Source organism: Amycolatopsis sp. NPDC114504, from assembly GCF_055633595.1.
Genome location: NZ_JBVKDU010000005.1, coordinates 796,947 through 823,509, shown reverse-complemented (window position 1 = coordinate 823,509; position 26,563 = coordinate 796,947). Strand labels below are relative to the sequence as shown.

Annotated in this window: 30 protein-coding genes and 2 pseudogenes; 18 read left to right on the top strand and 14 right to left on the bottom strand. The window is 72.3% G+C overall.

The annotated features are described in order from the left end of the window. Positions 1-121: 121 nt before the first annotated feature. Genes ACZ7PG_RS39960 through ACZ7PG_RS39945 form a run of 4 tightly spaced genes read left to right on the top strand, consistent with a single transcriptional unit; the run spans position 122 to position 3,729 of the window. Positions 122-940 carry an ABC transporter permease gene (locus ACZ7PG_RS39960; protein ID WP_470244386.1) on the top strand — a complete coding sequence of 273 codons (819 nt, stop codon included), beginning with the start codon at positions 122-124 and terminating at the stop codon, positions 938-940. Then, complete coding sequence (locus ACZ7PG_RS39955; RefSeq protein WP_470244385.1) at positions 925-1,626, top strand: ABC transporter ATP-binding protein; 702 nt, start codon at positions 925-927, stop codon at positions 1,624-1,626. The genes ACZ7PG_RS39960 and ACZ7PG_RS39955 overlap by 16 nt, the downstream gene beginning before the upstream one ends. Beyond that, on the top strand, positions 1,613-2,629 hold the full coding sequence (locus ACZ7PG_RS39950) for an ABC transporter substrate-binding protein (RefSeq protein WP_470244384.1): 1,017 nt from the start codon (positions 1,613-1,615) through the stop codon (positions 2,627-2,629). The genes ACZ7PG_RS39955 and ACZ7PG_RS39950 overlap by 14 nt, the downstream gene beginning before the upstream one ends. Then, complete coding sequence (locus ACZ7PG_RS39945; RefSeq protein WP_470244383.1) at positions 2,626-3,729, top strand: LLM class flavin-dependent oxidoreductase; 1,104 nt, start codon at positions 2,626-2,628, stop codon at positions 3,727-3,729. Before ACZ7PG_RS39950 ends, ACZ7PG_RS39945 begins: the two co-directional genes overlap by 4 nt. Here ACZ7PG_RS39945 and ACZ7PG_RS39940 read toward each other — a convergent pair. From ACZ7PG_RS39940 to ACZ7PG_RS39920, 5 genes are all read right to left on the bottom strand, one after another. Further along, entirely contained in the window at positions 3,726-4,325 is a 600-nt protein-coding gene (locus tag ACZ7PG_RS39940; RefSeq protein WP_470244382.1) for a class F sortase, read from the bottom strand. The two genes, ACZ7PG_RS39945 and ACZ7PG_RS39940, sit on opposite strands and share 4 nt — an antisense overlap. After that, positions 4,315-5,163, bottom strand: a complete 849-nt coding sequence (locus ACZ7PG_RS39935) for a DUF4397 domain-containing protein (RefSeq protein WP_470244381.1) — start codon at positions 5,161-5,163, stop codon at positions 4,315-4,317. The genes ACZ7PG_RS39940 and ACZ7PG_RS39935 overlap by 11 nt, the downstream gene beginning before the upstream one ends. Before the next feature lie 18 nt (positions 5,164-5,181). Next, positions 5,182-6,999: a glycosyl transferase gene (locus ACZ7PG_RS39930; protein ID WP_470244380.1), complete on the bottom strand. Its 1,818-nt coding sequence runs from the start codon at positions 6,997-6,999 to the stop codon at positions 5,182-5,184. 95 nt (positions 7,000-7,094) lie between these two features. Further along, on the bottom strand, positions 7,095-7,880 hold the full coding sequence (locus ACZ7PG_RS39925) for an IclR family transcriptional regulator (RefSeq protein WP_470244379.1): 786 nt from the start codon (positions 7,878-7,880) through the stop codon (positions 7,095-7,097). 64 nt (positions 7,881-7,944) lie between these two features. Further along, positions 7,945-8,535: a TetR/AcrR family transcriptional regulator gene (locus ACZ7PG_RS39920; RefSeq protein WP_470244378.1), complete on the bottom strand. Its 591-nt coding sequence runs from the start codon at positions 8,533-8,535 to the stop codon at positions 7,945-7,947. 83 nt (positions 8,536-8,618) lie between these two features. Between ACZ7PG_RS39920 and ACZ7PG_RS39915 the strand changes: the two genes are divergently transcribed. The 7 genes and pseudogenes from ACZ7PG_RS39915 to ACZ7PG_RS39885 all read left to right on the top strand — a co-directional run bounded on the left by ACZ7PG_RS39915 (position 8,619) and on the right by ACZ7PG_RS39885 (position 16,895). After that, positions 8,619-9,539, top strand: coding sequence for an oxygenase MpaB family protein (locus ACZ7PG_RS39915; RefSeq protein ID WP_470244377.1), 921 nt, complete (start codon positions 8,619-8,621; stop codon positions 9,537-9,539). Between the two features lie 9 nt (positions 9,540-9,548). Continuing rightward, positions 9,549-10,574, top strand: a complete 1,026-nt coding sequence (locus tag ACZ7PG_RS39910) for an LLM class F420-dependent oxidoreductase (RefSeq protein WP_470244376.1) — start codon at positions 9,549-9,551, stop codon at positions 10,572-10,574. Positions 10,575-10,693: 119 nt separating this feature from the next. After that, a pseudogene (locus tag ACZ7PG_RS39905) lies at positions 10,694-12,695 on the top strand (neutral/alkaline ceramidase). A gap of 17 nt (positions 12,696-12,712) precedes the next feature. After that, positions 12,713-13,660 carry a sphingomyelin phosphodiesterase gene (locus tag ACZ7PG_RS39900; protein WP_470244375.1) on the top strand — a complete coding sequence of 316 codons (948 nt, stop codon included), beginning with the start codon at positions 12,713-12,715 and terminating at the stop codon, positions 13,658-13,660. A gap of 32 nt (positions 13,661-13,692) precedes the next feature. After that, entirely contained in the window at positions 13,693-15,006 is a 1,314-nt protein-coding gene (locus tag ACZ7PG_RS39895; protein WP_470244374.1) for an MFS transporter, read from the top strand. Beyond that, the gene (locus ACZ7PG_RS39890) at positions 14,993-16,408 is read left to right on the top strand and encodes an aminotransferase class V-fold PLP-dependent enzyme (RefSeq protein WP_470244373.1); all 1,416 of its coding nucleotides are present in this window, start codon (positions 14,993-14,995) and stop codon (positions 16,406-16,408) included. The genes ACZ7PG_RS39895 and ACZ7PG_RS39890 overlap by 14 nt, the downstream gene beginning before the upstream one ends. A 19-nt stretch (positions 16,409-16,427) precedes the next feature. Next, positions 16,428-16,895: a hypothetical protein gene (locus tag ACZ7PG_RS39885; RefSeq protein WP_470244372.1), complete on the top strand. Its 468-nt coding sequence runs from the start codon at positions 16,428-16,430 to the stop codon at positions 16,893-16,895. A 33-nt stretch (positions 16,896-16,928) separates the two neighbouring features. Here ACZ7PG_RS39885 and ACZ7PG_RS39880 read toward each other — a convergent pair whose 3' ends face one another. From ACZ7PG_RS39880 to ACZ7PG_RS39865, 4 genes are read right to left on the bottom strand one after another with little or no spacing between them, the layout of a single operon-like run. Next, a complete protein-coding gene (locus ACZ7PG_RS39880; protein ID WP_470244371.1) occupies positions 16,929-17,201 on the bottom strand; it encodes a DUF6295 family protein in 273 nt (90 codons plus the stop codon). 12 nt (positions 17,202-17,213) lie between these two features. Further along, positions 17,214-17,954 carry a dienelactone hydrolase family protein gene (locus ACZ7PG_RS39875; protein WP_470244370.1) on the bottom strand — a complete coding sequence of 247 codons (741 nt, stop codon included), beginning with the start codon at positions 17,952-17,954 and terminating at the stop codon, positions 17,214-17,216. After that, positions 17,951-19,642, bottom strand: a complete 1,692-nt coding sequence (locus ACZ7PG_RS39870; RefSeq protein ID WP_470244369.1) for an MFS transporter — start codon at positions 19,640-19,642, stop codon at positions 17,951-17,953. The genes ACZ7PG_RS39875 and ACZ7PG_RS39870 overlap by 4 nt, the downstream gene beginning before the upstream one ends. After that, positions 19,639-20,073 (bottom strand): MarR family winged helix-turn-helix transcriptional regulator, encoded by a 435-nt coding sequence (locus ACZ7PG_RS39865; RefSeq protein WP_470244368.1) that lies wholly within the window; start codon positions 20,071-20,073, stop codon positions 19,639-19,641. The genes ACZ7PG_RS39870 and ACZ7PG_RS39865 overlap by 4 nt, the downstream gene beginning before the upstream one ends. A gap of 142 nt (positions 20,074-20,215) precedes the next feature. Here ACZ7PG_RS39865 and ACZ7PG_RS39860 point away from each other — a divergent pair, with 142 nt between their 5' ends. Further along, positions 20,216-20,512: a hypothetical protein gene (locus ACZ7PG_RS39860; protein WP_470244367.1), complete on the top strand. Its 297-nt coding sequence runs from the start codon at positions 20,216-20,218 to the stop codon at positions 20,510-20,512. Here ACZ7PG_RS39860 and ACZ7PG_RS39855 read toward each other — a convergent pair. The 4 genes from ACZ7PG_RS39855 to mrf are packed head-to-tail and all read right to left on the bottom strand — an operon-like array spanning position 20,509 to position 23,205. Beyond that, positions 20,509-21,558: a GTP-binding protein gene (locus ACZ7PG_RS39855; RefSeq protein ID WP_470244366.1), complete on the bottom strand. Its 1,050-nt coding sequence runs from the start codon at positions 21,556-21,558 to the stop codon at positions 20,509-20,511. The two genes, ACZ7PG_RS39860 and ACZ7PG_RS39855, sit on opposite strands and share 4 nt — an antisense overlap. Continuing rightward, complete coding sequence (rpmF, locus tag ACZ7PG_RS39850) at positions 21,555-21,704, bottom strand: 50S ribosomal protein L32 (protein WP_125316285.1); 150 nt, start codon at positions 21,702-21,704, stop codon at positions 21,555-21,557. Before rpmF ends, ACZ7PG_RS39855 begins: the two co-directional genes overlap by 4 nt. Beyond that, positions 21,704-21,958 carry a type B 50S ribosomal protein L31 gene (locus ACZ7PG_RS39845; RefSeq protein WP_470244365.1) on the bottom strand — a complete coding sequence of 85 codons (255 nt, stop codon included), beginning with the start codon at positions 21,956-21,958 and terminating at the stop codon, positions 21,704-21,706. Before ACZ7PG_RS39845 ends, rpmF begins: the two co-directional genes overlap by 1 nt. Further along, positions 21,955-23,205: a ribosome hibernation factor-recruiting GTPase MRF gene (gene mrf, locus ACZ7PG_RS39840; RefSeq protein ID WP_470244364.1), complete on the bottom strand. Its 1,251-nt coding sequence runs from the start codon at positions 23,203-23,205 to the stop codon at positions 21,955-21,957. Before mrf ends, ACZ7PG_RS39845 begins: the two co-directional genes overlap by 4 nt. A gap of 78 nt (positions 23,206-23,283) precedes the next feature. Between mrf and rpmB the strand changes: the two genes are divergently transcribed. The 4 genes from rpmB to rpsR are packed head-to-tail and all read left to right on the top strand — an operon-like array spanning position 23,284 to position 24,243. Then, positions 23,284-23,520 carry a 50S ribosomal protein L28 gene (rpmB, locus tag ACZ7PG_RS39835; RefSeq protein ID WP_086860064.1) on the top strand — a complete coding sequence of 79 codons (237 nt, stop codon included), beginning with the start codon at positions 23,284-23,286 and terminating at the stop codon, positions 23,518-23,520. Beyond that, on the top strand, positions 23,520-23,687 hold the full coding sequence (gene rpmG / locus ACZ7PG_RS39830) for a 50S ribosomal protein L33 (protein WP_470244363.1): 168 nt from the start codon (positions 23,520-23,522) through the stop codon (positions 23,685-23,687). Before rpmB ends, rpmG begins: the two co-directional genes overlap by 1 nt. Further along, positions 23,687-23,992 (top strand): 30S ribosomal protein S14, encoded by a 306-nt coding sequence (rpsN, locus tag ACZ7PG_RS39825; RefSeq protein WP_470244362.1) that lies wholly within the window; start codon positions 23,687-23,689, stop codon positions 23,990-23,992. Before rpmG ends, rpsN begins: the two co-directional genes overlap by 1 nt. Next, the gene (rpsR, locus tag ACZ7PG_RS39820) at positions 23,989-24,243 is read left to right on the top strand and encodes a 30S ribosomal protein S18 (protein ID WP_470244361.1); all 255 of its coding nucleotides are present in this window, start codon (positions 23,989-23,991) and stop codon (positions 24,241-24,243) included. The genes rpsN and rpsR overlap by 4 nt, the downstream gene beginning before the upstream one ends. 32 nt (positions 24,244-24,275) lie before the next feature. On the opposite strand, the gene ACZ7PG_RS39815 is transcribed toward rpsR, so the two are convergent. After that, positions 24,276-24,845 (bottom strand): hypothetical protein, encoded by a 570-nt coding sequence (locus ACZ7PG_RS39815; RefSeq protein ID WP_470244360.1) that lies wholly within the window; start codon positions 24,843-24,845, stop codon positions 24,276-24,278. Between the two features lie 67 nt (positions 24,846-24,912). Here ACZ7PG_RS39815 and ACZ7PG_RS39810 point away from each other — a divergent pair, with 67 nt between their 5' ends. Further along, positions 24,913-25,701: a hypothetical protein gene (locus ACZ7PG_RS39810; RefSeq protein WP_470244359.1), complete on the top strand. Its 789-nt coding sequence runs from the start codon at positions 24,913-24,915 to the stop codon at positions 25,699-25,701. Next, positions 25,586-26,452: pseudogene (locus tag ACZ7PG_RS39805) on the top strand (vWA domain-containing protein); the annotation flags it as partial. The gene ACZ7PG_RS39810 and the pseudogene ACZ7PG_RS39805, both read left to right, overlap by 116 nt. Positions 26,453-26,563: the final 111 nt, after the last annotated feature.

Here is a 26,563-nt window from a genome sequence, read left to right as displayed (position 1 = left end):
AGCGCGTCCACGGGGTGAAACCCCGCGATTTCACGGACTGGGCACCGATTGACTTTGCCGGCCCGGGGCCCGAATGTCGGGATCACGCAAGCCCGAACATCCCTGTCCCCGGGAGAAATCCGTGTCGATTTCCACCACGGGCGTGCTTCCGCGCGCCCGGAAACGCGCCGAAGGTGCGCCGCGCCGCACGCTGCGCCGGCCCGACCTGCGGCGCTGGATCAGCCCGGTGGTGCTCGTCGCCGCCTGGCAGATCGCCAGCGGCACCGGAGTGCTGCCGCCCGACAAGCTCAGTTCACCGTGGACGGTCGTGCGGGCCGGCGTCGAAGTCGCACGCAGCGGTGAGCTCGGTGAGGCGTTCGCGGTGTCGCTCGGGCGCGTCGGCGCCGGGTTCACGATCGGCGCCGTGGTCGGGGTGGTGCTGGGCATCGTGGCCGGGCTGTCCCGCTGGGGCGAGGTGCTGGTCGACCCGCCGGTGCAGATGCTGCGGACGCTGCCGTTCCTCGGCCTGATCCCGCTGTTCATCCTGTGGTTCGGCATCGGCGAGGAAACCAAGATCGTGCTGGTCGCGCTCGGGGTGGCCTTCCCGCTCTACCTGAACGTCCACTCGGGAATCCGCGGCGCCGACCCGAACCTCGTCGAGGCGTCGCGAGCGCTCGGGTTCAGCAGGGCGGAACGGCTCTGGCACGTGGTGATCCCCGGTGCGCTGCCGCAGGCGCTCGTCGGGCTGCGGCAGTCGCTCGGCATCGCGTGGCTGGCGCTGATCGTCGGCGAGACGGTCAACGCCGACGCCGGGGTCGGCTACCTCATCAACAACGCCCGCGAGTTCCTGCGCACCGACGTCGTGGTCGTCGGGCTCGTCCTGTACGCCCTGCTCGGCCTGGTCACCGACGCGCTGGTCCGGCTGCTCGAACGGAGGGTCCTGCGGTGGCGAACCCGGTAGCCGAGGTCCGGGACCTCACGAAGAAGTTCGGCGAGCGGACCATCCTCAGTGGACTGGACCTGACGGTCGAACGCGGCGAGTTCGTCGCGCTGCTGGGCCGCAGTGGCTCCGGCAAGTCGACGCTCCTGCGGGTGCTGGCCGGTCTCGACGACGACGTGGACGGCCGCGCGGACGTGACCGGCACCGTCTCGGTCGCCTTCCAGCAGCCGCGGCTGCTGCCGTGGCGGAAGGTCTGGCGCAACGTCGTCCTCGGCCTGCGCCAGGACGGCGTCTCGAAGGCCCGCAACCGCGCGCTCGCGGAGAAAGCGCTCGCCGAGGTCCACCTCACCGACCACGCCGACGACTGGCCGCTGACCTTGTCCGGCGGTGAAGCGCAACGCGTGTCGCTCGCCCGCGCGTTGGTGCGGGAACCCGACCTGCTCCTGCTCGACGAGCCGTTCGGCGCCCTCGACGCGCTCACCCGGATCGCGATGCACGGGCTCGTCCAGGACCTCTGGCGGCGCCACCAGCCGGGCGTGCTGCTGGTGACCCACGACGTCGACGAGGCGCTGCGGCTCGCCGGCCGGGTCCTGGTGCTCGACGGCGGGCGGATCGTGGCTGAGCACCGGCCGCGCGAAGCCGACCACGACGACCTCCGCCGGCGCGTGCTGGCGGACCTGGGGGTGACCGAAGATGCGGTGGCGTAACGGAATCGTGCTCGTGGCGGCGGGCCTCGTGCTGGCCGGGTGCGGCTCGGCAGCGAGCTCCGGTTCGGGACCGGCCGCCGTTCCGGGGCCGGTGAGTGCGGCCGACCTGGCGAAGGTGACGCTCAAGGTCGGCGACCAGAAGGGCGGTGTGAAGTCGCTGCTCACCGCGGCGGGCCAGCTCGACGGCACGCCGTACAAGATCGAATGGTCCACCTTCACCTCCGGACCGCCGCTGCTCGAAGCGGCCTCGGCGGGCGCGATCGACATCGGCCGCGTCGGCAACACGCCACCGATCTTCGCCGCCGCGGCGAAAGCCAAGATCGCGGTCGTCAGCGTCGCGCGCAGCAACGTCGAGCGGGAGACCATCCTCGTCCCGCCCGATTCGCCGCTGACGGACGTCGCTTCGTTGAAGGGCAAGACGGTCGGGGTCGCGAAGGGCAGTTCCGCGCACGGCCAGCTGCTGAACACACTGCACAGGAACGGACTGTCCACCAAGGACATCAAGGTGAGCTTCCTGCAGCCGGCCGAGGCCTACGCGGCGTTCACCCAGCACACGATCGACGCGTGGGCGATCTGGGATCCCTACACCGCGCAGGCCCAGATCGAGGCCAAGGCCCGGGTGCTCGCCGACGGGCGCGGCGCGTCCAACGGGCTGGCTTTCGAGACCGCGAGCACCGCGGCGCTGGCCGACCCCGGCCGGAACTCGGCGATCCGCGACTTCGTGATCCGGGTGGTCAAGGCCCAGAAGTGGGCCGACACGCACCGTCCGGAATGGGCGGCGGCCTGGGCCAAGGAGACCGGGCTCAAGCTCGAAGTGGCCCAGAAGGCCGTCGACGCGGGCCGGGACCAGCCGATCCCGCTGGACGACGCCGTGGTGGCGTCCGAACAGCAGCTCGCGGACGCCTTCACCGACGAGAAGACTCTCCCGGGCAAGGTGGACTTCGCCGCGTTCGCCGACCGGCGGTTCGCCTCCGACCTGGACCAGGCGAGGAGCAACGGATGAGCATCAGGCTGCACTGGTTCCTGCCCACCAGCGGCGACGGCCGCACGATCGTGGAACGCTTCCACGCCAACCGGTCCGCGGGCCCGTCGGCCCAGCGCGAACCCGACCTGGACTACCTGGCCCAGGTCGCCCGCGCCGCCGAGCGGCAGGGCTTCGAAGGCGTCCTGACCCCGACCGGCACGTGGTGCGAGGACGCGTGGCTGACCACGGCCGCGCTGATCCGCGAGACGACCCGGCTGAAGTTCCTGGTCGCGTTCCGGCCCGGCGTCATCTCCCCGACGCTCGCCGCGCAGATGGCCGGCACCTTCCAGCGGCTCTCGGCGGGCCGCGTGCTGCTCAACATCGTCACCGGCGGCGACGCGGTCGAGCAGCGGCGCTTCGGCGACTGGCACGACCACGACGCCCGGTACGCGCGCACCGACGAGTTCCTCACCATCGTCCGCGGCGTCTGGTCCGGGCAGCCGTTCACCTTCGAGGGCGAGCACCTGCGCGTCGAAGGCGCGACGACGCTGGCCGCGCCGGACCCGGTGCCGCCGATCTACTTCGGCGGGTCGTCGCCGGCCGCGCTCCCGGTCGCGGCCCGGCACGCCGACGTCTACCTGACCTGGGGCGAGCCGCCCGCGCAGGTGGCGGAGAAGATCGGCAAGGTCCGCGAGCTGGCCGGCGACCGGCCGGTCCGGTTCGGCGTCCGGCTGCACACGATCTCGCGCGACACGTCGGCCGAGGCGTGGGCGGAGGCGCAGAAGCTCCTGGACGCGCTGAGCCCCGAGCAGGTCGCGAAGGCACAGGCGCAGCTGGCGGCGAGCGAGTCGGTCGGGCAGCAGCGGATGGTCGCGTTGCACGGCGGCCGGACCGACGGCGGTGTCCGCGGGCTGGAGATCCACCCGAACCTCTGGGCCGGCGTCGGCCTGGTCCGCGGCGGCGCGGGCACCGCGCTGGTCGGGAGTCACAGCGAGGTCGCGGACCTGATCGAGGAGTACCACAGCGTCGGCGTCACCGAATTCGTGCTGTCGGGCTACCCGCACCTCGAAGAGGCCTACTGGTTCGGTGACGGCGTCCGGCCCGAGCTGGCCCGGCGCGGGCTGATCAAGGAGTCCTAGCCCCAGCGCGTCGAGGCGTAGACGACGATGTTGTCGCGGTAGGACCGTTTCGCCGCGTCGAAGCTGCCGCCGCAGGTGATGAGCCGCAGCGCGCTGCCCGGCGCCGGCCCGTACACCGCGTCGGTCGGGAAGGCGTTCTTCGGGTAGCGCTGGACGGTGTCCACGACGAACCGGAGCTCCTGGCCGTCGGAACGCGTGACGAACACCGGGTCGCCGTCGCGCAGGTCACGCAGCCGGAAGAACGGCGCCGGCCCGGACCGGGAGTCGACGTGGGCGGCGATCACCGCCGGCCCGGGGTCTCCCGGCACCGGACCGGCGGCGTACCAGCCGACGTCTTCGAAGCGCGCGGGTGCTTCGAGCTCGTGGTCGGCGCCCAGCCCGAGCGGGACGAGCGCGGGCGCGTCGACGCCGATGGCGGGGATCCGCAGGCGGACCGGGCGGACGTCGGCCGCCCGGGGCAGGGGCTGCGGGCCGCCGGTCGGCGTCGGTGCCGTCGTCGGGGAGACCGGCGACGAAGGCGGTGCCGCGGCCGGGGCCGCCGAGCAGCCCGCGGCCAGCAGCACCGCGACGAGCAGCGCGCCGAGGTCAGCGCGCACGGACCAACCGGCGCCCGGCCACGAACACGGCCAGCAGCCCGGCCGCCGCGAACACCGGCCAGAGCGGCAGACCGGACGACGGCGCCGTGCCGCCACCCCCGGTCTCGACGCCGAGCCTCGGCGGCTCGGGCAGCGACGCGCCGTCGGAGATCGGGTTCGCCTTGAGCGCCCCGGCGTTCTCGGTGACCAGCAGCGTCGTCGACGTCCCGGCCTTGACGTCGACGTCGGCGGTCGACTGCACCGTGCCGCCGGTGAGCTGCAGCGGCCAGCGCCCTTCCGGAACGTCCACATAGGACGACGTCTGGCCGTAGGCCGCGTCCTTGGCGATCGACAGGCCCGTCGGGCCCGCGACGCTGACCGGCGTGATCGCGGCCGACCCTTCGACCACCCGGACCCGGCCCTTGCCGGCGGCGGGCGCGCTGAGGTCGTCGGTGACCAGGTCGCCCTTGAGCGTGCCGTCCGGGCCGTTCGCGAACACCAGCAGCGAGTAGGCGCTGCGCTCGGCGACCTCGATGGTCGCCGACAGCGCGGGCGGGGTGCTGGATGCGGCGTCGGCGGGCCGCATCGACAGCGTGTACTTGCCGGGGTCGAGCGACGAATAGGGCGTGACCGCGCCGTAGCCCGCCTTGCGGATGACGACCTTCTCGGCCTGGCCGAACGGCGCGAAGTAGATGTCCACCGGCGGCACCTTGGGGGACAGGTGGCCGACCCGGATCCAGCCGACGCCCGGGCCGGGGGCGGTCGCCGCCTCGGCCGTCACCGGCGTCAGCGCGACGAGCAGGAACGCCGCGGCGGCCAGCCCGCCGGGTCTGAGCAGGAGCTTGGGGAGGGTGCGCATCGGAAGGCCTTTCGCCGGTCAGGGGGAGGAGAACGGGACGAGCAGTCCCGGGGGCGCGAACAGCGGATAGGTGACGAGCACGCCACCGCCGGTCCGGGCGACCGACGAGGGGCGGAACAGGTCGCGCTGGCCGGTGTAGAACGCGGCCGCGCCGTCTTCGCCGCCGGTCAGCAGGACGCGGCGGCGTGGTTGCCCGGCGGGGTCTTCGCCGGGGACCTCGGGGAACGCCGCGACCCGGACCGGCTGCAGGGCCGCGAGGGCGGCGATCGTCGCGATCAGGCGCGGGTCGACGTGGCCCGCGCGGAGCTCGGCGGCGGCGTCCGGGGCGAACGCGATGCGGGCCGACGCCTGGAGGGCCTCGCCGGCGTGGGCGCGCGCCGACGACTCCGACGACGCGGCGGGGTCGGCCGGCGGCAGGCCGAGGCGCGAGACGGTGACCTTGACCGCTGGGTCGGTCCCGAACACGGCGGTCGCGCCGGAGTTGTTGAAAGCGGTGTCGAGGGCCGGGTAGTGCCGGCGGAGATCCGTCGCGTCGTCCGCGAAGACCGCCCACTCGGCGGGCGGGCACGTGGCGACGCACGCGGCGGGCGCGACGAGCATGCCGGTCGGCCAGCCGGCCTTGGCGAGCTCGGCCCAGGCGGCGTCGTCGACGAGCACGCGAGAGCCGGAAGCGTTGACCCGCAACCACTCCTGCGCTTCGGCCATCGGCCCGCCCCGGTCGGTCGTCGGCCGCAGGGCCGGGTAGCCGTACACCCAGCCGGCGGCGACGATCGCGACGAGGACGACCGCGGCGAGTGCGACGCCGGTCCCGCGCCGCCGGCCGTCTGCCGACCGGTGCGCGGCCGCGCGCTGCCGGGTCACGGCCTGCACGACCCCGGCCAGCAGCAGCGGTGTCACCGGCAGCAGCAGGGCGAGCACGGCGGTGTGCGGCACGCCCGGGACGGCCAGGGTGGCGGCGAGCAGCAGGCCGGACACCGCGAACGGCCGCAGGGACGTCACGGCGAGCGCGGCCACCAGCGCGAAGGTCGACAGCACCGCCCACGCCGGGTCGAGCGCGACCCAGTCGGCGACCGACGGGCGGCCCGCGGCCGCGAGGTGCGGCCGCAGGATCCCCGCCGCCGGGCCGAACGCGATGCCGAGCCCGAGGTTGAGCAGCACCGCCACCAGCGCGGCCCGCACGGGCGCGCGGCGCACCAGCAGCCAGCCGGCCGCGGGCAGGAAGACCAGCGCGAGCGGCGAGGTGAGCACCGCCGCCAGCAGGCACACCGCGGCCAGGACGTCGTGCCGGATCCGGGCGTCGGGCCGGGTGACCAGCACCAGCGCGCCCAGCGCCCACACGGCCGCCAGGTGCTCGACGACGACCAGCCGCTGCAGCCCGAGCGCCAGCGGGGACGCCGCGAGCAGCAGCACCGCGGCCGCCGAGGCCCACCGCGTCAGGCCGAGCCGGCGCGCCAGCACCCACAGCAGCACGGCCCCGACCACCGCGGCGACGAGCATCGTCTCGCGGACCGCCGCCAGCGCCGTGGCCGAGCGGCCGAACGCGTCCGAAACCATCGTGTAGGCCGAGAGCTGCCACCAGCCGAACGGGCTGACGCCGGCGCCGCCCGCGTCGGTGAACGGCGTGAAGTGGCCGAGCGCGTAGGCGTGGGCGACGTTCGCGGCTTCGGCGGGCAGGGCCGGGCTCGGCGCGGCGAGGTAGAGCACCCGCAGGCCGCCGGCGAGGGCCAGCAGCGCGAGCACGATGTCGAGCGACAGCAACCGGTGACCGGCCGCCGGCTCGGAAAGGGTCGCGGGGGAGCGGCCCGAGAACGTCGTCCCCCAGCTGTGCTGGGCCATTCGACGGATCGTAGCCGCTTCCGATCACCCGTCCAGCTCGGGACGGTTACGTCAGCCGGACGGCCTAGAGATCGCGAAAGCGTTGTCCCGCAAGATTATTTCCGACTGTCCCGAGTGGATCCGGAGAGTGTCCGGGTCAACGCGAGTGCGACCGTGCGGACGGCCGGGGCGACCCGTTCGGTCCGCATCCGGTTGGCCCAGCCGGAGATCGAGACCGCGGCGACCGCGACGCCGCGGGCGTCGAGCAGCGGGCTGGCCGCGCACACGACGCCGACGCCGGATTCCTCGCGCTCCAGCGCGATCCCGTCCTCCCGGACCCGGGTGAGCTGGCGGCGCAGCAGACCCGGCGCGGTGATCGTCTTCGGGCTCATCCTGGGTAATCCGGCGTCGATGACCTGGTTCACCACGGATTCCGGAGAAAAAGCGAGGATCGCCTTCCCGACCCCGGTGGCGTGCGCGGGGAACCGGCCGCCGATGCGCGACGGCAGCGTCGGCGCGTCCGGGCCGCGCAGCACGTCGAGGTAGACGACTTCGGTGCCTTCGAGGATGGCGAGGTGGACGGTGTTGCGCGTCGCTTCGCGGAGGTCGGCGAGGTACGGGCGGGCCGCTTCGACCAGCCCACGGCGGGGCGAGGCGAGTTGGCCGATTTCGAACAGCCGCAGCCCGAGCCGCACCGCACCCCCCTCGCGGGTGAGCAGGCCGGTGTCGGCGAGATGACCCACCAATCGGTGGACCGTCGTCTTCGCCAGCCCGGTCCGGCGGGCCAGCTCGGAGACGCCGAGGGTCTCGTCGCCCGGCTGGAAGGCTTCCAGGAGCGCGGCGAGCCGGGCCGCGACGAGACCGTCGCCGCTCGTGCCATCGTTCCGCCCAGCGGTACGCATGGGTTGAGTGTGCCCGATCTTCCCCGCCAGTGTCACGGGCACTGTCACGAGGTCGGAGGTGAGGTCAGTGGTGGTCGGCGCCGAGCACGAGCCGCACGCAGTGGGCGACGAGCCGGTCGCGCGAGACCTTCAGCGAGCCGTCGAGGTAGGCGATGAAGACGTTGCTCAGCGCGCCGACCAGCCCGACGGCGACCATCTGGCGCTCGGTCTCGTCCCCGTGGGACAGCTGCTCGCCGACGAGCGCGGCGAAGACCGGCAGCAGGTGCAGGCCCCGGCGAGTGAGCGCGGGGTCAGTCAGCGGGGCGAGCAGCAGGACCCGGCCCTGGCGGGGGTCGTCGACGATCAGCTCGACGAACGCGCGCACGGCGTGCTCGGCCCGCGAAGCCGGGGTCGGCGCGTCGCGGACCGCGTCGACCAGCGCCTGCCGGGCCTGCTCGCCGACGTGCTCGTAGACCGCCGCGACGAGCTCCTCGCGGTCGGCGAAGCTCTCGTAGAAGTACCGCTCGGTGAGCTTCGCGTGTCGGCAGACCGCGCGCACGCTCGTCCCGGCCGAGCCCTCGGTGCCGAGCAGCTCGAGGCCCGCGGACACGAGCTGCTCGCGCCGCAGCGCCTTCCGGTCGTCCAGGGTCGTGCCCGCCCACGTGCGGCCCGGCATGGTCACTCCTCGGTTGACTACGTGTGTTGTCAGATCCTAGCCTGACAACAGCCGTAGTCAGTTCGACTCGACGAGGAGTGCCGATGGATGCCCCCGAACCGCTGGGCCCGGGCTCGTTGACGTGGAAGTACTTCGGCGACTGGCGGGGCCTGCTGATCGCCCTGTGGGCCGGCTCGATGCAGAACATGCACCCGGGTCTCGGCGCCGGCGTCGAGCAGCACTCGCGGTTCTTCGAGGAGCGCTGGCAGCGGCTGTTCCGCTCGCTCTACCCGATCGGCGGCGTGGTCTACGACGGCCCGCGCGCCCACGCGACGGCCCTCGAAGTGCGCGGCTACCACGACCGCATCAAGGGCGTCGACGCTCGGGGACGCCGGTACCACGCGCTGGACCCGGACACCTACTACTGGGCGCACTCGACGTTCTTCGTCAGCACGATCCTCATCGCCGACCACTTCATGGGCGGCATCGGCGAAGCGGAGAAGCGGCGGCTGTTCGACGAGCACGTCATGTGGTGGCGGATGTACGACATGACGATGCGGCCGGTGCCGGACAGCTGGGAAGACTTCCAGCGGTACTGGAAGCGCATGTGCGCCGAGGTCCTGGAGGACAACAAGGCCACCCGCGACGTCCTGGACCTGCGCGGGATCTCGAAGCCGCCGTTCCTGCCGTGGCTGCCGGACCCGCTGTGGCGGCCGGTGAGCGCGCTGATCGCCCGCACCTTCCGCTGGCTGACGACCGGCCTCTACGACCCCGAGATCCGCGACCTGTTGGGCTTGCGCTGGTCCGACCGCGACGCGCGCCGGCACCGCCGGGTCGGGAAGCTGATCAACGCCGTGTTCAAGCTCGTCCCGCACGACCGCCGCTACCACCCCCGGGCCCGCGCCGGCTGGCGTCGCGTGCGCGGCGAGGTGGCTCCCGGGGCCGCGTTGGTCGAGACTCCACGGAGGAACCTGCCGCCGCTGTCGGAGCGGGGCAAGCCCGAGCACTACGCGCCGAACGTCTAGGAGGCATTCGTGAAGCTGGGATTCCACGTCGGGTACTGGGGCAGCGGCCCGACGCCGGGCGCACTGGAAGCGGTGCTCAAGGCCGAGGAGCTCGGCTTCGACTCGGTGTGGACGGCGGAGGCGTACGGCTCGGACGCGTTCACGCCGCTGGCCTGGTACGGCGCGTCGACCAGCCGGATCCGCCTGGGCACGAACATCGTGCAGATGGCCGCGCGCACCCCGACCGCGACGGCGATGAGCGCCATGACCCTGGACCACCTCTCCGGCGGCCGGATGGTGCTCGGGCTCGGCGCGTCCGGGCCACAGGTCGTCGAGGGCTGGTACGGCCAGCCGTACCCGAAGCCCCTCGCCCGGACCCGGGAGTACGTCGACATCGTCCGGCAGGTGATCGCCCGCGAGGCCCCGGTGACCCTGGACGGCCAGCACTTCCAGCTGCCGCTCAAGGGCGGCACCGGGCTCGGCAAGGCGCTGAAGCCGACGGTCCACCCGCTGCGCAAGGAGATCCCGATCCACCTGGCGGCGGAGGGCCCGAAGAACGTCGCCCTCTCCGCCGAGATCGGCGACGGCTGGCTGCCGCTGTTCTTCTCGCCCAAGAGCAACGCCTTCTACAAGGCGGCGCTGGAGGAGGGCTTCGCCCGCGAAGGTGCGCGCCACACCCTGGAGACGTTCGAGGTGCCGTGCTCGATCCCGGTGATCGTGCACGACGACGTCGAGGAGGCGGCTTCGTGGATCAAGCCGTCGCTGGCGCTGTACATCGGCGGGATGGGCGCGAAGAGCGTGAACTTCCACCACGACGTCTTCGCCCGGCTGGGCTACGAGGACGTGGCCGACAAGGTGCAGGAGCTGTACCTGGCGGGCCGCAAGGACGAAGCGACCGCGGCGATCCCGACGTCGCTCGTGGAGGACACGTCGCTGATCGGGCCGGCGGCGAAGATCCGCGACGAACTGCAGGCCTGGGAGGAAACCGTGGTCACCCAGCTGCTGCTCCGCGGGGACGCGGCGACGCTGACGAAGATCGCCGAAGCCCTCGGCTGACCGGCGAATCGACGGCGCCCGGGCGGCTTGACGGCACTTTTGTCGGGTTGCCCGGGTGGCGGGGCTCACGTACGGTCCCCGACTAACGCGAAAGTCGTTCACGTTAGTCGGGAGACCGTATGCGGGTGAGTCGTCGTACCGTCCTGGCCGGAGCCACCGCGCTCCCGTTCGCCGCCGCGCTCGGCGGGAGAACCGCCGAAGCGGCCACGGCCCTGCGGGTGGGCGTCGGGATCGGCGACGTCACCGGGCCCGCCGCCGAGAACGGCATGATGGGCTACTCGATGCCGCAGCAGCAGACCGCCGGCATCCACCTGCGCACCCGGGCCCGCGCCTACATCGTCGACGACGGGACGAAGCGGATCGTCTTCGTCACCGCCGAGCTGGGGGCCCTGTTCCAGTCCGTCCACCAGGGCGTTCTCCGCGAACTGGCCCGGAAGTACGGCGACCGCTACACGGAGCAGAACGTCCTGCTCAACGCCACCCACACGCATTCGGCGTGCGGCGGCGACTCGCACTACGCCGCCTACGACCTGTCGATCCTCGGGTTCCAGCAGCAGACCTACGACGCCGTCGTCGCCGGCATCACCGACGCGATCGGCCGGGCCCACGACGACCTCAAGCCCGGCGAGCTCACCCTCGGCCGCACCGAGCTGACCGAAGCCAGCGCCAACCGGTCCCGCGTCGCCTTCGAGCTCAACCCGGACAAGGACCACTTCCCGCTCTCGATCGACCCCGCCGTCACCGTCCTGCGGTTCCGGCAAGGCGGCCGGGACGTCGGCGCGATCACCTGGTTCGCCACCCACGGCACGTCGATGAGCAACGGCAACCACCTGATCAGCAGCGACAACAAGGGGTACGCCGCCTACACGTGGGAGCACGACCACGCCGGCGTCCGCTACCTCGATGGCCCGCCCGGGTTCGTCGCCGCCTTCGCCCAGACCAACTCCGGCGACATGCACGCCGAACCTGAACCTGAAGCCCGGCACGCCCGAGACGGAGTTCGAGAACACCCGGCGCATCGGGGAACTCCAGTTCCAGGCGGCGAAACGCGCGTTCGACGCGGCGACCGAGACCGTCACCGGCGGCGTCGACCACCGGCTGACGTACGTGGACATGGCGGGCGTCGACGTGGACCCGAGGTTCACCCCGGACGGCCGTCCACATCGGACCTGCACCGCCGCCATCGGCGTCTCGATGCTCGCCGGCAGCACCGAAGACGGGCCCGGCCTGCCGCTGCCCGAAGGCGTCAAGAACCCCTTCATCGACTGGCTCGGCGGCATCGACGCGCCGATCCCGCAGGCCCTGGCCGACGCGCAGGCGCCGAAGGTCGTCGCCGTGCCGTTCGGCGCGATGAAGCCCTACCCGTGGGCGCCCGAGGTGCTGCCGCTGCAGATCGTCCGGATCGGGCAGCTGCACCTCGTCGCCGGGCCCGCGGAGTACACGATCGTCGCCGGGCTGCGGATCCGGAAGACCGTCGCCGAGGCGCTGGGCGTGCCGCTGGAGAACGTCCTGATGCAGGGCTACTCCAACGCCTACAGCCAGTACGTCACGACCCCGGAGGAGTACGACTCGCAGCAGTACGAAGGCGCGTCGACGCTCTTCGGCCGCTACACGCTGCCCGCGTACCAGCAGGAGTTCGGGAAGCTCGCCGCGGCGATGAAGGCGGGGACGCCGGTGCCGCATGGGCCGGTCCCGCGCGACCTGCGCGGCAAGCTCGTGAACTTCCAGCCCGGCGTCGTCTTCGACAGCGCGCCGCTGCTGAAGAGCTTCGGCGACGTCGTCACCGACGCGAAGAGCAGCTACCGGCGCGGCGAGCGGGTGTCGGTCGCCTTCGTGACCGGCCACCCGAAGAACGACCTCCGCCGCGACGGCACGTTCCTCGAGATCCAGCAGTACGTGAACGGCGCTTGGGTCCGCTACGCCGACGACGGCGACTGGGCGACGAAGTTCCGGTGGACGCGGACGTTCGTCAGCGAGTCGCGCGCCGAGGTCACCTGGGACATCCCCGCGAACACCCCGGCCGGCAAGTACCGCGTCGTCCACTCCGGAGCCTGGAAGCACGGCCTCACCGGAGCCATCACCCAGCTCGGCGGGACCTCCCGCGCCTTCGTCGTCTCCTGACCCGGAAAGGACCCCGCGTGCGCAGGACCGCCCTTCTCGCCGCCGTCGTCACCGCCTTCGCCCTCGTCGCCACGCCCGCCCGGGCCGCGGACGCCGCGGTGAGCGTGCTCAGCTTCAACCTCTGGCAGCTGCCGTGGATCGCCAACCCGAACACCTCCGACAAGGAGGCCCGGGCCCTGGCCGCCGAGCGCGTCATCCGCGCGCAGGACACCGACGTCGTCGTCCTCGAAGAGGCCTTCAGCGCCCAGGCCGAGGGCCTGCGCGACCGGCTCGTGGACGCGTATCCCTTCCGGACGCCGTTGGTCGGCCAGTCCTGCTCGACGTCGCCGGGCTGGACGTCGGTGAGCGGCAACTGCTCGAACTCGCCGATCGTGGTCAACGGCGGCGTCACCGTGCTGAGCAAGTACCCGATCACCGAGAAGCACCAGCTCGTCTACCGCACCTCCTACTCCGGCACGGCCGACTACCTCGCGAACAAGGGCGCGGCGCTGGTCCGGATCTTCGCCCACGGCAAGGCGCTCTGGCTCGCCGGCACGCACCTGCAGGCCGACGAAGGCCCCGAGACGCTGCCCAAGGCGCACCAGATCCGGATGGCCCAGCTCGGCGAGCTGCGCGACCTCGCCGCCGCGCGCGTCCCGGCCGGGGACGCGGTGGCCGTCGCCGGGGACCTCAACATCGAGTACCGGGCCGGGCAGGACCGCCGCGACGCCGAGGGCCGCACCCAGGCCGAGCAGGGGGCGGCCGCGCTCGGCGGCTCGCTGCGCACCACGGGCGCGGGGGAGTACACCTTCGACGCCGTCACCAACCCGGCCGCGGCTAAGTCCGTCCCGGCGACCTACCGCGACTCGCTGGACTACGTCGGCTCGCTGCGACGCGCCGAGGTCGGCCCGGTACGGCTGGTGCATTACGACGGTGGCACGATTCCCTCCGACCACTACCCGGTGCGGGCCGAGATCCACTACTGATCCCTCATCGTATTCGTTCTGCGAGGAGAACCATGACGACGCTGTCCGGCCGGACGCGGTTCAGGTATTCGCTCGGCTCGTTCGTCACCGGGTCCTTCGGCACAGTCCCCGGCCTCGTGCTGGTCAAGTACCTGACCGACACGATGGCCGTCCCCGCCGGGTGGGCCGCCGCGATCGTGTTCGTGCCCAAGGCCTGGGACGTCCTGTTCAACCCGATCGCCGGCCGGATGTCGGACGCGGACCTGCTCAAGACCGGCAGCCGCCGCCGCTTCCTGCTCGTCGGCGGCATCGGCGTCGCGATCCTGTTCGCGGCGATGTTCGCCCACCCCGGGTTCGGCGCCCCGCTGCCGGACGCGCTGTACGTGGCGATCACGTTCGCCCTCTGCGCCACGGCGTACGCGCTGTTCCAGGTGCCGTTCAACGCCCTGCCCGCCGAGCTCACCTCGTCGGGGGCGGAGCGCACCAAGCTCACCAGCGTCCGCATCGGCGTGCTGGCCGTGACGATCCTGATCTGCGGTGGCGGCGCGCCCGCGATCAGCACCGGCATCGGCGGGGTCGCGGGCTACCGGGTGATGGCCGTCGTGATCGGGCTGATCGTGCTGGCCGCGACGCTGCTGGTGTACTTCGGCCTCAAGGACGCGCCGGTCGGCTCGCTGCGGCCGAACACCGTGAACCTGAAGGAACTGGTCCGCACGCTCGCCGGCTGGCGCCCGTTCCGCTGGCTGCTGGGCTCGTACTTCATCCAGGCGCTGGGCATCGGCACGGTGCTCGCCGCGATCCCGTTCTTCGCCCAGCGCATCCTCGGCGACGAGGGCTACGGGACGATCATCTTCGTGATCTTCGTCGGCCCGGCGCTGGTCACGATGCCGCTGTGGCCGCGCCTCGGCGACCGCGTCGGCAAGCTCAACGGCTTCCGGATCGCCACGGCGGCGTTCGCGGTGGGCCTGCTCGGCCTGGTCTTCGCCCAGTCGCTGCCGCTGGTCGTGACGCTGCTCTTCGTCGCGCTGTGCGGCGTCGGCTACGCCGGGATCTCGGTGTTCCCGCTGGCCATCCTGCCCGACCTGATCACCGCCGAGGAGGAGCGCACCGGCGAGACCCGGGCGGGGATCGCGGCGGGCGTCTGGACCGCGGGGGAGACGCTCGGGCTGGCCTTCGGCGGCGGCCTGTGGGCGATCATCCTGGCGTTCGGCGGGTACGTGTCGAGCACCGACGCGACCACGGCCCAGCCGCACAGCGCGATCGTCGCGATCCTGTTCGGCGCGTCGATCATCCCCGGCGTGCTGATCGCGCTGGCCCTGCCGCTGCTGCGGCGCAAGGTGCTGGAGCCGCGCCATGAACCCGCCTGAGGACGTCCTGGCGGAGCTGCGGGAGCTGCGCGGGGGTGACCTCCCGACGCACGGCGGCCGCACGCTGGCCTACGTCTACGACAGCGGTCTGTCCGAAGTGGACACCCTCGGGGCGGCGGCGCACGCGCTGGCGTCGTCGGCGAACGGTCTCGACCCGACGGCGTTCCCGAGCCTGCTGCGGATGGAGAACGACCTCGTCTCGGCGGCTTCGTCCTTGCTCGGCTCGGTGTCCGGTGTGGTCGGTTCGGTGACTTCCGGCGGCACGGAGTCGTGTTTGCTCGCCGTGCTCGCGGCCCGGGACGCGCACCCCTCGATCGCGTCGCCGTCGATCGTGCTGCCGACGACCGCGCACGCGGCGTTCCACAAGGCGGCGCACCTGTTCGGGCTGCGCCGGATCGACGTCCCGGTCGACCCGGTGACGTTCCAGGCCGACCCGGCGGCGATGGCCGCGGCGATCGACGACTCGACGGTGCTGGTGGTGGCGAGCGCGCCGTCGTACGCGCACGGAGTGCTGGATCCGATCGCTCCGATCGCGGCGGTGGCTGCTGCCAGGGGTGTTCGGCTGCACGTCGACGCGTGCATCGGCGGCTGGGTGCTGCCGTACTTCGCCCGCCTCGGCGCCGACGTCCCGCCGTTCGACTTCCGCGTCCCGGGCGTCACGAGCATCTCGGTGGACCTGCACAAGTACGCGTACTGCCCGAAGGGCACGTCGGTGCTGCTGCACAGGTCGGCGGAGCTGCGGCGCTCGCACTACTTCGCGAGCGCGGCGTGGCCGGGCTACACGATGCTGAACACGACGATCCAGAGCACGCGTTCGGGCGGCCCGCTGGCGGCGGCGTGGGCGGTGGTCCGGCACCTCGGTTCGGAGGGTTACCTGTCCCTGGCCGCCTCGACGCGTTCAGCCGTGTCGCACATCCGGTCCGGCATCGCCGAGATCGACGGCCTGCGCGTGCTGGGCGACCCGGTGTCGACGCTGATCGCGTTCACGGGCTCCGACGATTTCGATCTCTTCACGGTGGCCGACGAGATGAAGGTGCGTGGCTGGTACGTCCAGCCGCAGTTCGCGCACCTGTCGTCCCCGGCGAACCTCCACCTGACGGTGACGGCGGCCAACCACGGCAGCGAGAAGGAGTTCCTGACGGACCTGGCGGCTTCGGTCGACGCCGCGCGTGCTTCGGGTCCGGTGGTGATCGACGCTGCCGTGGCCGAGTTCGTGGCGGCGTTGGACCCGGAGACGCTGACGTCGGAGCAGTTCGCGGGCCTCCTGGCGGCAGCGGGTCTCGGCGGTGCGTCCGGGCTTCCGGAGCGGATGGCCCCGATCAACGCGCTCCTCGCAACGGCGCCAGGACCGTTGCGGGAGCGGCTGTTGCTCGAGTTCCTGGGCGCGCTCTACACGCCCTGACGTCTGGGACACTCTGGGCATGAACGGTGTGCTGACCAGCATCATCGCGGTCTGCGGAACCCTGGCCGGGGCGACCCTGACGTACGTTTTCGCCCGCCTCACGGCGCGGCGGGCGGAGCGCGCGGCGCGCGACGAACGGCTACGCCAGGAAAGGATCGCGGCCTACGCCGCTTTCGCCGGCGCGATGACCGTGCTTCGCCAAAATGTGATCTCCCGGTGGTTCCTGCGGCACGCGGACCCGGACAGCACGGAGAAGGCGGCCGCTCGCACCGAGGCCGACCAGAGCGGGGCCGCCGCCGATCACGCGCGGTTCGCGGTCCGGTTGCTCACCGAAGACGCCGAGCTCCTCCGGCTGGCCGACGCGGCGTTCGACCCGATCGGCGCGATGGCCGACGCGGTGGACCGCGCTGCGCTGCGGGAGCACGAAGACCGCAGCCAGGAGGTGCTGAACGCGTTCGTCCGGGTAGCCGGGAAGCAGCTCCGGTGAGCTGGCCCGGGCGCGGACGCCCGGGCCGGAACATCACTGGTTCCGCGAAGCCAGCCCCGCCGGGGCGGACTTGACCGCCGCGACGATGGCATCCGCCAGCGCCAGCGCGTCCTCCTCGGTCAGCTCCAACGCGACCCGCGCCGAAGCGCCCAACCCCGGGTTGCGGAAGTCGATGTTCACCGTGTGCCCGTACGGGGCGTGGACCGGGTGGTCGACGTACACGGTTCCCTCGTTCAGGCGGAACCAGCCGCGGGCGCCCTTGCCGCTGCCTTCGAGCGCGAACTTCTCGGTCAGGTAAGTGCACATGGCGAAGTCCTCTCAGACCGTCAGGGTGCGGGAGTAGAAGTCGAAGATGCGTTCCCAGCCGTCCTTCGCGGCTTCGGGGCGGTAGCTCGGGCGGTCGACCGAGAAGAACGAGTGCCCCGCGCCCGCGTAGGTGTGGAACTCGTGCTCCTTGCCCAGCTTCTCCAGCTCGGCCGCCAGGACCGCGACCTCGTCCGGGCCGGGGAACTGGTCGTCGGCACCGAAGAGACCCAGCAGCGGGCACGACAGCTGCGACGACAGGCCGAGCAGCGGCTTCATCTGCTTCATGGCCTCCGGCGGGTCGTTGACGACGAACGCGCCGTAGCAGTCGACCGCCGCGTCGATGTCCAGCGAACACCCGGACAGGAACGCCTGACGGCCGCCCGAGCAGTGGCCGATGACGCCGATCCGGCCGTTCGCGTTCTCCAACGCGCGCAGGTAGTCCGCCGCGCCGGAGACGTCGCCGACCAGGCGGTCGTCCGGGACGCCGCCGGCTGCGCGGACCGTGGCGGCCGCGTCGTCCGGGTCCGCGCCCGGTGCTTCGCGCGTGTACAGGTTCGGGCAGAGCGCGTTGTAACCCTCGACGGCGAAGCGGCGCACCATCTCCTTCGTCGCCGCGTCGTAGCCGGGCATGTGGTGGATCACCACGACGCCGCCGCGCGGGGTCGCGTCGGTCGGCTTGGCCAGGTAGGCCTCGAGCTCGTCACCGCCGTGGCCGGTGATGGTGACGGTCCCGGCGACGATCTCGTCGGTCATCGGTTCTCCTTCGATCCCTCGGGGGTGTGGAAGTAGCGCTTGCCGCGCGAAGCGGACGCCACCGCGGCGACGACGGCCATCACCGCGGCCGCCGTGAACACGACCACCAGGCCGTGGTGGAATGGTCCGGAGACCAGCTGCGGGAAGAACTCCCCGCCGGTCAGGGCCGACCGGTCGGCCGGCGACAGCCCGGCCAGGACGTCCGGGCCGAGCAGGTGCCCGACCGGGTTGCTGCCGAGGAACGCCGCGAACAGCGTGCTCACCGGCGGCAGCTGGGCGACGCCGTCGGCGACGGCCGCCGGGACGCCGTGGGCCTGCAGCCCGCTGGTCAGCGTCTGCGGCAGCGACGACGCGAGGCCGGCGATCATCAGCGAGAAGAACACGCCGATCGACAGCGACGTCCCGGAGTTCTGGAACGTCGCCCGCATCCCGGACGCGACCCCGCGCTGCTCGGTCGGCACGCTGCTCATGATCGCGGACGTGTTGGGCGCGGAGAACATGCCCTGGCCGATGCCGCTGACGACGAGCAGCGCGGCGAACGCCGGGTACGGGAAGTCCACCGGCAGCGCCGGCAACCCCAGGAACGCCGCCGCGACCAGGAGCAGCCCGCCGGTGGAGAACAGCCGCGCGCCGAACCGGTCGGACAGGTAGCCCGAGACCGGCCCCGCGAGGAGGAACCCGACGGTCAGCGGCAGCATGTAGATGCCCGCCCACAACGGCGTCCGCTCGTAGTCGAAGCCGTGCAGGGGCAGCCAGATCCCCTGCAGCCAGATGATGAGCATGAACTGCATGCCACCACGGGCGACCGACGTCAGCAACGCGGCGATGTTGCCCGCGGCGAACGCGCGGATCTTGAACAGGCTCAGCTGGAACATCGGCGCCGCGACGAGGGTCTCGATGAGCCCGAACAGTAGGAGCAGCAGCACGCCGGCGCCGATGCCGCCGAGCACCCAGGGGCTGCCCCAGCCGGTCGCCGCGCCGCCGTAGGGCTGGATGCCGTAGGTGATCGCGGCGAGCAGCAACGCGGTTCCGGCGGCGAAGGTGATGTTGCCGCCCCAGTCGACCTTCGCGCGCTTGGGCGTGCCGACCTCGCGGAGGCTGCGGATCGACCAGATCGTGCCGAGCAGCCCGAACGGGACGCTCACCCAGAACACCGCGCGCCAGTCGATCTCGGCCAGCAGCCCGCCGACGACCAGGCCGAGGAACTGCCCGGCCAGCGCGGTGATCTGGTTGACGCCGAGCGCCATCCCGCGTTGTTCGGCCGGGAAGGCGTCGGTGAGGATGGCGGCCGAGTTCGCCGTCAGCATCGACCCTCCGACGGCCTGGACGATCCGCCAGCCGATCAGCCAGAGGGCACCGCCGCCGGCGTGGAACGGGTCGAACGACAGCGCCACCGACGCGACGCTGAACACGACGAAGCCGAGGTTGTACATCTTGACCCGGCCGAACATGTCGCCGAGCCGGCCGAGCGTCACCACCAGCACGGCCTGCACCAGCAGGTAGCCGAGGATCATCCAGAGCAGGTAGCCGATGTTGCCCGGCGCGAGGGGGTCGAGGCCGATGCCGCGGAAGATCGCGGGCAGCGAGATGATGACGATCGAGCCGTCGAGCGCGGACATCAGCACGCCGAGCGTGGTGTTCGAGAGGGCGACCCACTTGTAGCGGCTGTGCGTTCCGGCGACGGTCACAGCTCGTCCGCCAGCCGCTCGATCAGCGGGATGGCGGCGACGAGGTCGTGCTGCTCGGCCGCGGTGAACTTCTCGGCCAGCGCGGTCGCCATCTTCTCGGTGGTCCGCGACCGCCGGTCGGTGAGCAGCTGGACGCCGGCGCCGGTGACCGACATCAGCACCTTGCGGCCGTCGGAGTCGTCCTTGCGCCGCTCGACGAGCCCGCGGTCGACGAGCCCGGCGAGCGTGACGCCCATGGCTTGCGGCTTGACGCGTTCCAGGTCGGCCAGGCACCCGGGCGTGGCCGGGCCCTCCCGGTCGAGGCGGGACAGCACCGAGCGCTCGGGCAGCGTCAGCTCCCCGACGACGTAGCCCTGCCGCAGACGCCGGATCAGCCGCCCCAGTGCGACGCGCAGGTCGGCGCTGGCCTGGAGGAGCTCCTCGTCCGTCACGATCGTCAACCTAGACTGATAAACCTGGGTTGATCAACTCGGACGGACCGGCCGCTATCGGGTGAGCCGGGAGCTTTCGCCCGGCCTCGCGCGGCCGCCGGGGCTAGCGTCCGAAGTGGACACAAGCAGGGAGGAACAGCCGATGACCATCGCCCACGTCGAGCACGCCGGCCACGACCACGTCCACCGCGAAGGCTGCGGCCACGCCGCCGTCCCGCACGGCGACCACGTGGACTACGCCCACGAAGGCCACCTCCACCGGGCGCACGACGGGCACTTCGACGAGTGCGAGATGACCGGCCACGTGCCGCACACCGGGCACGACCACGCCCACGGCGACGGCTGCGGCCACGTGGCGGTGCCCCACGGCGAGCACGTCGACTACCTGCACGACGGCCACCGCCACGCGGCCCACGAGGACCACTACGACGACCACTAGTGGACGTGGACCGGGCCCCACTCCGGAAACCGGTCCGGCCCGCTGACTTCGCCGAGGCAGTCGCGTAGCGCGGCCAGCAGCGCGTCACCGGCGAGGTCGACGCCGATGAACACCAGCTCCTGACGCGGCTCGGTCGCTACGCCCTGAGGCTCGAACCGCGCCACCGCCCCCGCCTGGGACCACAGCCCCGTCACCCCGGGCCGGGACGCCAGCACGAAGAACCCCTTGGACCGCAGCACGGTCCCGAACTCGCCGGAGTCCAGCCTCCGCGTCACGAAGTCCCACAGCGCCGCCGGGTCGAACGCCTCCGATGCTCGGAAGACCACGCTGGAGATGCCGTACTCCTCGGTCTCCGGCACGTGGTCGCCGTTCAGCTCGGCCACCCAGCCCGGCGCCTCCCGCGCCCGCACCGGGTCGTACCGGCCGGTGCCGAAGACCCGGTCCAGGGGCACCTTCCCGAAACTGCCGGTGACGACGTCCGCGGCGGGGTTGAGCCGCCGCAGCGTCGCCACCAGGCGGTCGACGTCGGGCACCAGGTCGGTCTTGTTCAGCAGCAGGACGTCGGCGAACTCGACCTGGTCCACCAGCAGGTCGCTGACCGTCCGCTCGTCGCCGGCGTACTGGTCGAGCCGGCGCTCGACCAGCGAGTCGCCGGCGGCCAGTTCGCGCGTGAAGTTCGCCGCGTCCACCACCGTCACCATGGTGTCGAGGTGCGCGACGGACTCCAGGAACGTGAACGTCGCCGCCACCGGCATCGGCTCGGAGATGCCGCTCGACTCGATCAGGACGTGGTCGAAGCGGCCGTCCGAACACAGCGCCGCGACCTTTTCGAGGAGGTCCTCCCGCAGGGTGCAGCAGATACATCCGTTGGTCAGCTCGACGAGGCGCTCCTGCGAGCGCACGAGCGCCGCGTCGATGTTGACCTCGCTCATGTCGTTCACGATCACCGCCACCCGCATCCCGGCCCGGTTGGCCAGGATGTGGTTGAGCAGCGTCGTCTTGCCCGCGCCGAGGAAGCCGGACAGCACCGTGACCGGGACGGTCACGAGTGGAAGTGCCGCATCAGCCGGCGCGGGACCAGCCGAACCTCACCGTCGACCTTGATCGGCACCAGGTCCGGCACCGCGGCCTTCCACTGCGAGCGCCGGGACCGGGTGTTGCTGCGGGACTTCTTGCGCTTCGGGACGGCCATCAGCGCGTCCCCCGCTTCCCGTAGCGGCGGTGGAACTTCTCGACCTGGCCGGCGCTGTCCATGATGCGCTGGGTGCCGGTCCAGAACGGGTGCGACCACGAGCTGATGTCGACCATGACCAGTGGGTAGGTCCGCCCGTCGGACCATTCGACCGTCTTGTCGGAGGTGATGGTGGAGCGGGTCAGGAACGCGTCGCCGGTGGACGAGTCCTTGAACACCACGGGGTGGTAGTCGGGGTGGATGCCTGTCTTCACTGGTCTTCCTTTCGGTTCGCCGCGGTCGCGTCATGCCGCGCCGGGTCGGTTTCGGTGTCCTCGCACGGCTCTTCGTGCCAGTCGCCGAACGGGTCGGGGTAGCGCTGCCACTCCGCCGGGCCGGCGGCCAGTTCGTCGTCGGTCAGTAGAGCGCCGCGCAGGGCCGCGTCGATCTCATCGGGCGTTGTCTGGTCGGTCACCACGACGAGCTCCTGCGCGCGGTCGCCGTGCACCGGGTCCCAGCGCAGGGACGCGAGCGTGCGGCGTTCGGGGGAGACGTCCGTCCACGCCGGACCGTCCGGCGCCGCGAGCCACGGCCCGGCGTGCCCGATGCCGAGCCCGCCGCCGGCCGACTCGATCCAGAACGCGACGTCCGGCTGGCTCGCCACCCACGCGCGCCCGCGGGTGCGGACGACGCCGTCGAGCAGGACGTCGAGCGCGTCGTGGAGCCGTTCGGGGTGGAACGGCCGCTGGGCGGTGAACGTGACCAGGCCGATGCCGCAGTCGACGTGCACCGGCGGCTCGCCGCGCAGCAGCGCGCCGTGCATGTCGGTGACCTCGCCGCGCCGGGCGTCCTTCGGCACGGCGTCGAGCACGCTGTGCCCGTCGCTCCGGCTCAGTTCGACGCGTGGGACCGAGGGTGCGACCCGGTCGAGGACCGCGGACGCCTTCGCCGCGATCCACGCGTCGGTCGCCGCGCCGGCCAGCACGAGGACGTCGGCGAACTCGGCCTGGGACAGGGCGACCTGGGCGACCGTGCGCTCGTCCTCGGGGCTGCCCTGCAGGTTCCGCTCGGCCAGGACGTCGTCGCCGGTCGCGTCGGCGAGGAAGGTGGCGCAGTCCACGACGGTGAGCACGGCGCGCAGGTCGACGTCGTCGCTCACCGGGTGGTCGCCGACCAGGACGTTCCGGATCGCCCAGCTCACCGGCTCCGGCTCCATGGCCTCGTCGAGCCGGACGACGATCCGGCGGACCCGCGGCATCCGGGCGAGGTGCCGCAGCAGGGGCAGCAGGTCCTCGCGCAGCGTGCAGGACACGCAGCCGTGGGCCAGTTCGAGGACGGTCAGCTGGTCGCGCTGCTCGAGCCGCAGCCGCCGGCGGACGACGCCGGCGTGGATCTCGCGCAGGTCGTGGTGGACGACGGCGGTGCCGGGCTCGGCGACGCGCAGCAGCTCGGCGAGCGTGGCGTTCGGTCCCGGGGCGAGGCCGCTCACCAAGACGAGCGGGACGCGGGGTTCAGGGGTCACTACGGCTCCAGGAATACGGGAGGGGTACGGTGCGTAGAGTAGATGAAAACGACAACCACTATCAACTTGGGAGGGTCCGTGTCCGCCGTGTGCCAGGTCACCGGCCGCAAGCCGGGCTACGGCAAGCAGGTCTCGCACTCGCACCGCCGCACGTCGCGGCGCTGGGAGCCGAACCTGCAGAACCGTCGCTACTTCGTGCCCAGCCAAGGCCGCTGGGTGCGCCTGCGCGTCTCCGCCAAGGGCATGAAGACGATCGACAAGCGCGGCATCGAGGCCGTCGTGGCCGAACTGAAGGCAAGGGGAGTGAAGCTGTAATGGCGAAGAGCACCGACATCCGCCCGATCATCAAGCTGCGGTCCACCGCGGGCACCGGCTACACCTACGTCACGAAGAAGAACCGGCGGAACGACCCCGACCGGATGGTCCTGCGCAGGTACGACCCGGTCGCGCGCAAGCACGTCGAGTTCAAGGAAGAGCGCTGATGGCCAAGAAGTCGCAGATCGCGAAGAACGAGCAGCGGAAGGTGGTCGCGGCGCGGTACGTCGAACGTCACCGCGCGCTGAAGGCCTTGGTCGCCTCGCCGTCGTCGTCCGCGGAGGAGAAGGCCGAAGCCGTTGTCGCGCTGCAGAAGCTGCCCCGCGACGCGAGCCCGACGCGCATCCGCAACCGGGACGCCGCCGACGGACGGCCGCGGGGCTATCTGCGGAAGTTCGGGCTGTCCCGGGTGAAGATGCGCCAGGCCGCGCACAACGGCGAGCTGCCCGGCGTCACGAAGTCGAGCTGGTGAGCCGGATGCCGAAGCCGAACCGCGACCGTCCCGGCAAGCGCAAGGTGAACCTGCTGCACGCCCACCGGATCACCCGCGTCGACTGGAAGGACGTCGACCTGCTGCGGAAGTTCATCTCCGACCGCGGCAAGATCCGCGCCCGCCGCGTGACGGGATTGACGCCGCAGCAACAGAAACAGGTCGCCACGGCGATCAAGAACGCGCGCGAGATGGCCCTGCTGCCGTACCCGGCTTCGGGGCGCGCTCAGTAAAATCGGATGCGGGCGGCTGGGTGGCTCGGTGATCATGGGCGAACGAAAGGGAGCGTCGCACCGGGATGTCCTGACTCAGGAGGTCCACGCTTGCACGGCCGGCTCACGGTCACGCCCGCCCAGCTGCCCGAGTCCTGCTGAACACCGCCGTCGTCCGGCCGGACCACCTGTGGAGCCCGCCGCCGAAGACCGAGGAGCCGTTCTCGACGCCGCGGTCCTGGCACATGCTCTCGGATCTCCTGCACTCCTACGGCGACCCGGACAGCGACGACACGATCGCGTTGCTCGCCTACGCCACCCTCACCCCGCAGCACGCGGGTGCGTTCCGCGCGTACCTCAAGGTGGCGCGGCACGCCTTCGACCTGGAGGCGATCCTCAAGGGCGACGCGCGCCGGCCGGCCGAGCCGGGCGACCGCGACCTGCTGTACTTCCTGGCCGAGACGTTCCGCGCCCGGCTGGTCGAGGACCTGCCCGCGGACAAGCGCCATGCGTCGACGGCCGTGCGGCAGTTCGCGTTCCGCGCGAAGAGCCTGCTCGTCGAGCTGGCCGAGATCTCCCTCGAAATGGCCCAGCTGGTCATCGCCGACGATGAGGCCGGCCACCCGCGGCTGCCGTCGTGGTTCCTGGTCGAAGCCGCCCGAGACCTGCCGCGGTGGTCGCCGCCCGGGCATGAACCCCGAGGCCGAGCGCCGGACCGAGGCGATCGAGGACGGCTGGGCGCGGGCGCGCTCGCACACGGTCCTCGAGCACCTCGCCCGCTGCGCGAGCCTGAGCACCGAGAGCGTCGGCGGCTGGGGCGTCGTCGACGGCCGGGGCGTGCTCACGGTCAACCGCGCCCGCCCCACCGAGTGGGCCTGGGTCTTCGCGCACCTGCTGCTGCACCTCTGCCTCGGCCACCTCGACGACGAGCCGCTCATCGACCCGGCCTACGCGGCCGCGTGCTGTGTCGCCGTCCGCGTCGGCACTCCCGTCGTGGAGCCGCCGGAGCTGCCCGGCGCCGACGAAGAGACGTTGACCCGGGCGTGGCGCGAGACCGGTGTCCCGGCGCCGTTCACCGACCTGGGCACCGGCACGCCGTGCCTGCGGCCGGCGCCGCCGCTCTCACGCTGGGAACCGGCGTACCGCGGGAAGCCGGAGCCGTGGACCGAACGGTTCGGCCGCGGGCTGATCGCGTCGGCCACCGAGGCGATGGAACGCGCCGCCGGCACGCGGGGGCAGACCCGGCACCGGCGGGCCATGGGGGAGTGGGACCACGCGCTGTCCTGGTTCGTCTCGTCGTTCCCGCTGCTCGGCGCGATGGCGGCCGGGTTCACCCTCGCCGGCGGCGGTCGACGCCGGGCACGGCGGGATCCACGTCAACCCGGGTGCCGCCCTGACCGCCGAGGAATGGCGGTTCGTGCCGGCCCACGAGATGCTGCACGCCGCCCTGTGCCACGAGCGCCGCGCGCACGGCCGTGACCCGTACCTGTGGAACGTCGCCTGCGACTACGTCGTCAACGGTCGGCTGGTCGCCATGGGCGTCGGCGAGCTGCCCGACGGCAGCCTGCACGACCAGCAGCTCACCGGGATGTCCGCGGAGTCGGTCTACGACACGCTGACCACCGATCTCCGCCGCGCCCGCAAGCTGCTCACACTCGGCTCGCGCTCCGTCGGCGACGTCCTGGATGACTGGCTTTCCGAGCCCGACGCGGCCCAGCGCTGGTCGTCCCGGAAGAGCCGGCCGCTGCCGTGGGGCGACCACCACGCCCAGGGCCGCGGGCTGCTGCCGCTCGGGCTGGAGCAGGAGATCCGGGCCCTGGACCACCCGCCGCTGCCGTGGGACGCGCGGCCGGCCCGCTGGTTCGACGAGCACGTCCGGGTGGAGCTGCCGGTGCGCAGCTACGCGCGGGCGTCGCGCCGCCAGCCAGCGACCCCGGACATCCCGCGCCCGGGCCGCGTCCGTCCCGAGCGGCTCGACCGGCGCGCCACCTTCGGCGTCGTGCTCGACACGTCCGGCTCGATGAACGCCGAGCTGCTGAACAAGGCTCTGGGCGCGATCGCGTCGTACGCGCTGGCCCGCGACGTCCCGGCGGCGCGCGTGGTGTTCTGCGACGCCGACGCCGGGTACCTCGCGGTGGAGGAGATCGCGGGCCGGGTCCGCGGCCGTGGCGGGACGATCCTGCAGCCCGGCGTCGGGCGGACGACTTCCCCGCCGACGGCCCGATCCTGATCATCACCGACGCGCGGTGCGACCACGTCCGGCCCGGCGCGAGCACGCGTACCTGGTGCCGAGGCTTTCGCGGCCCGCGGGCCGGTCTTCCGCGTGGCGTGACCCACGCTG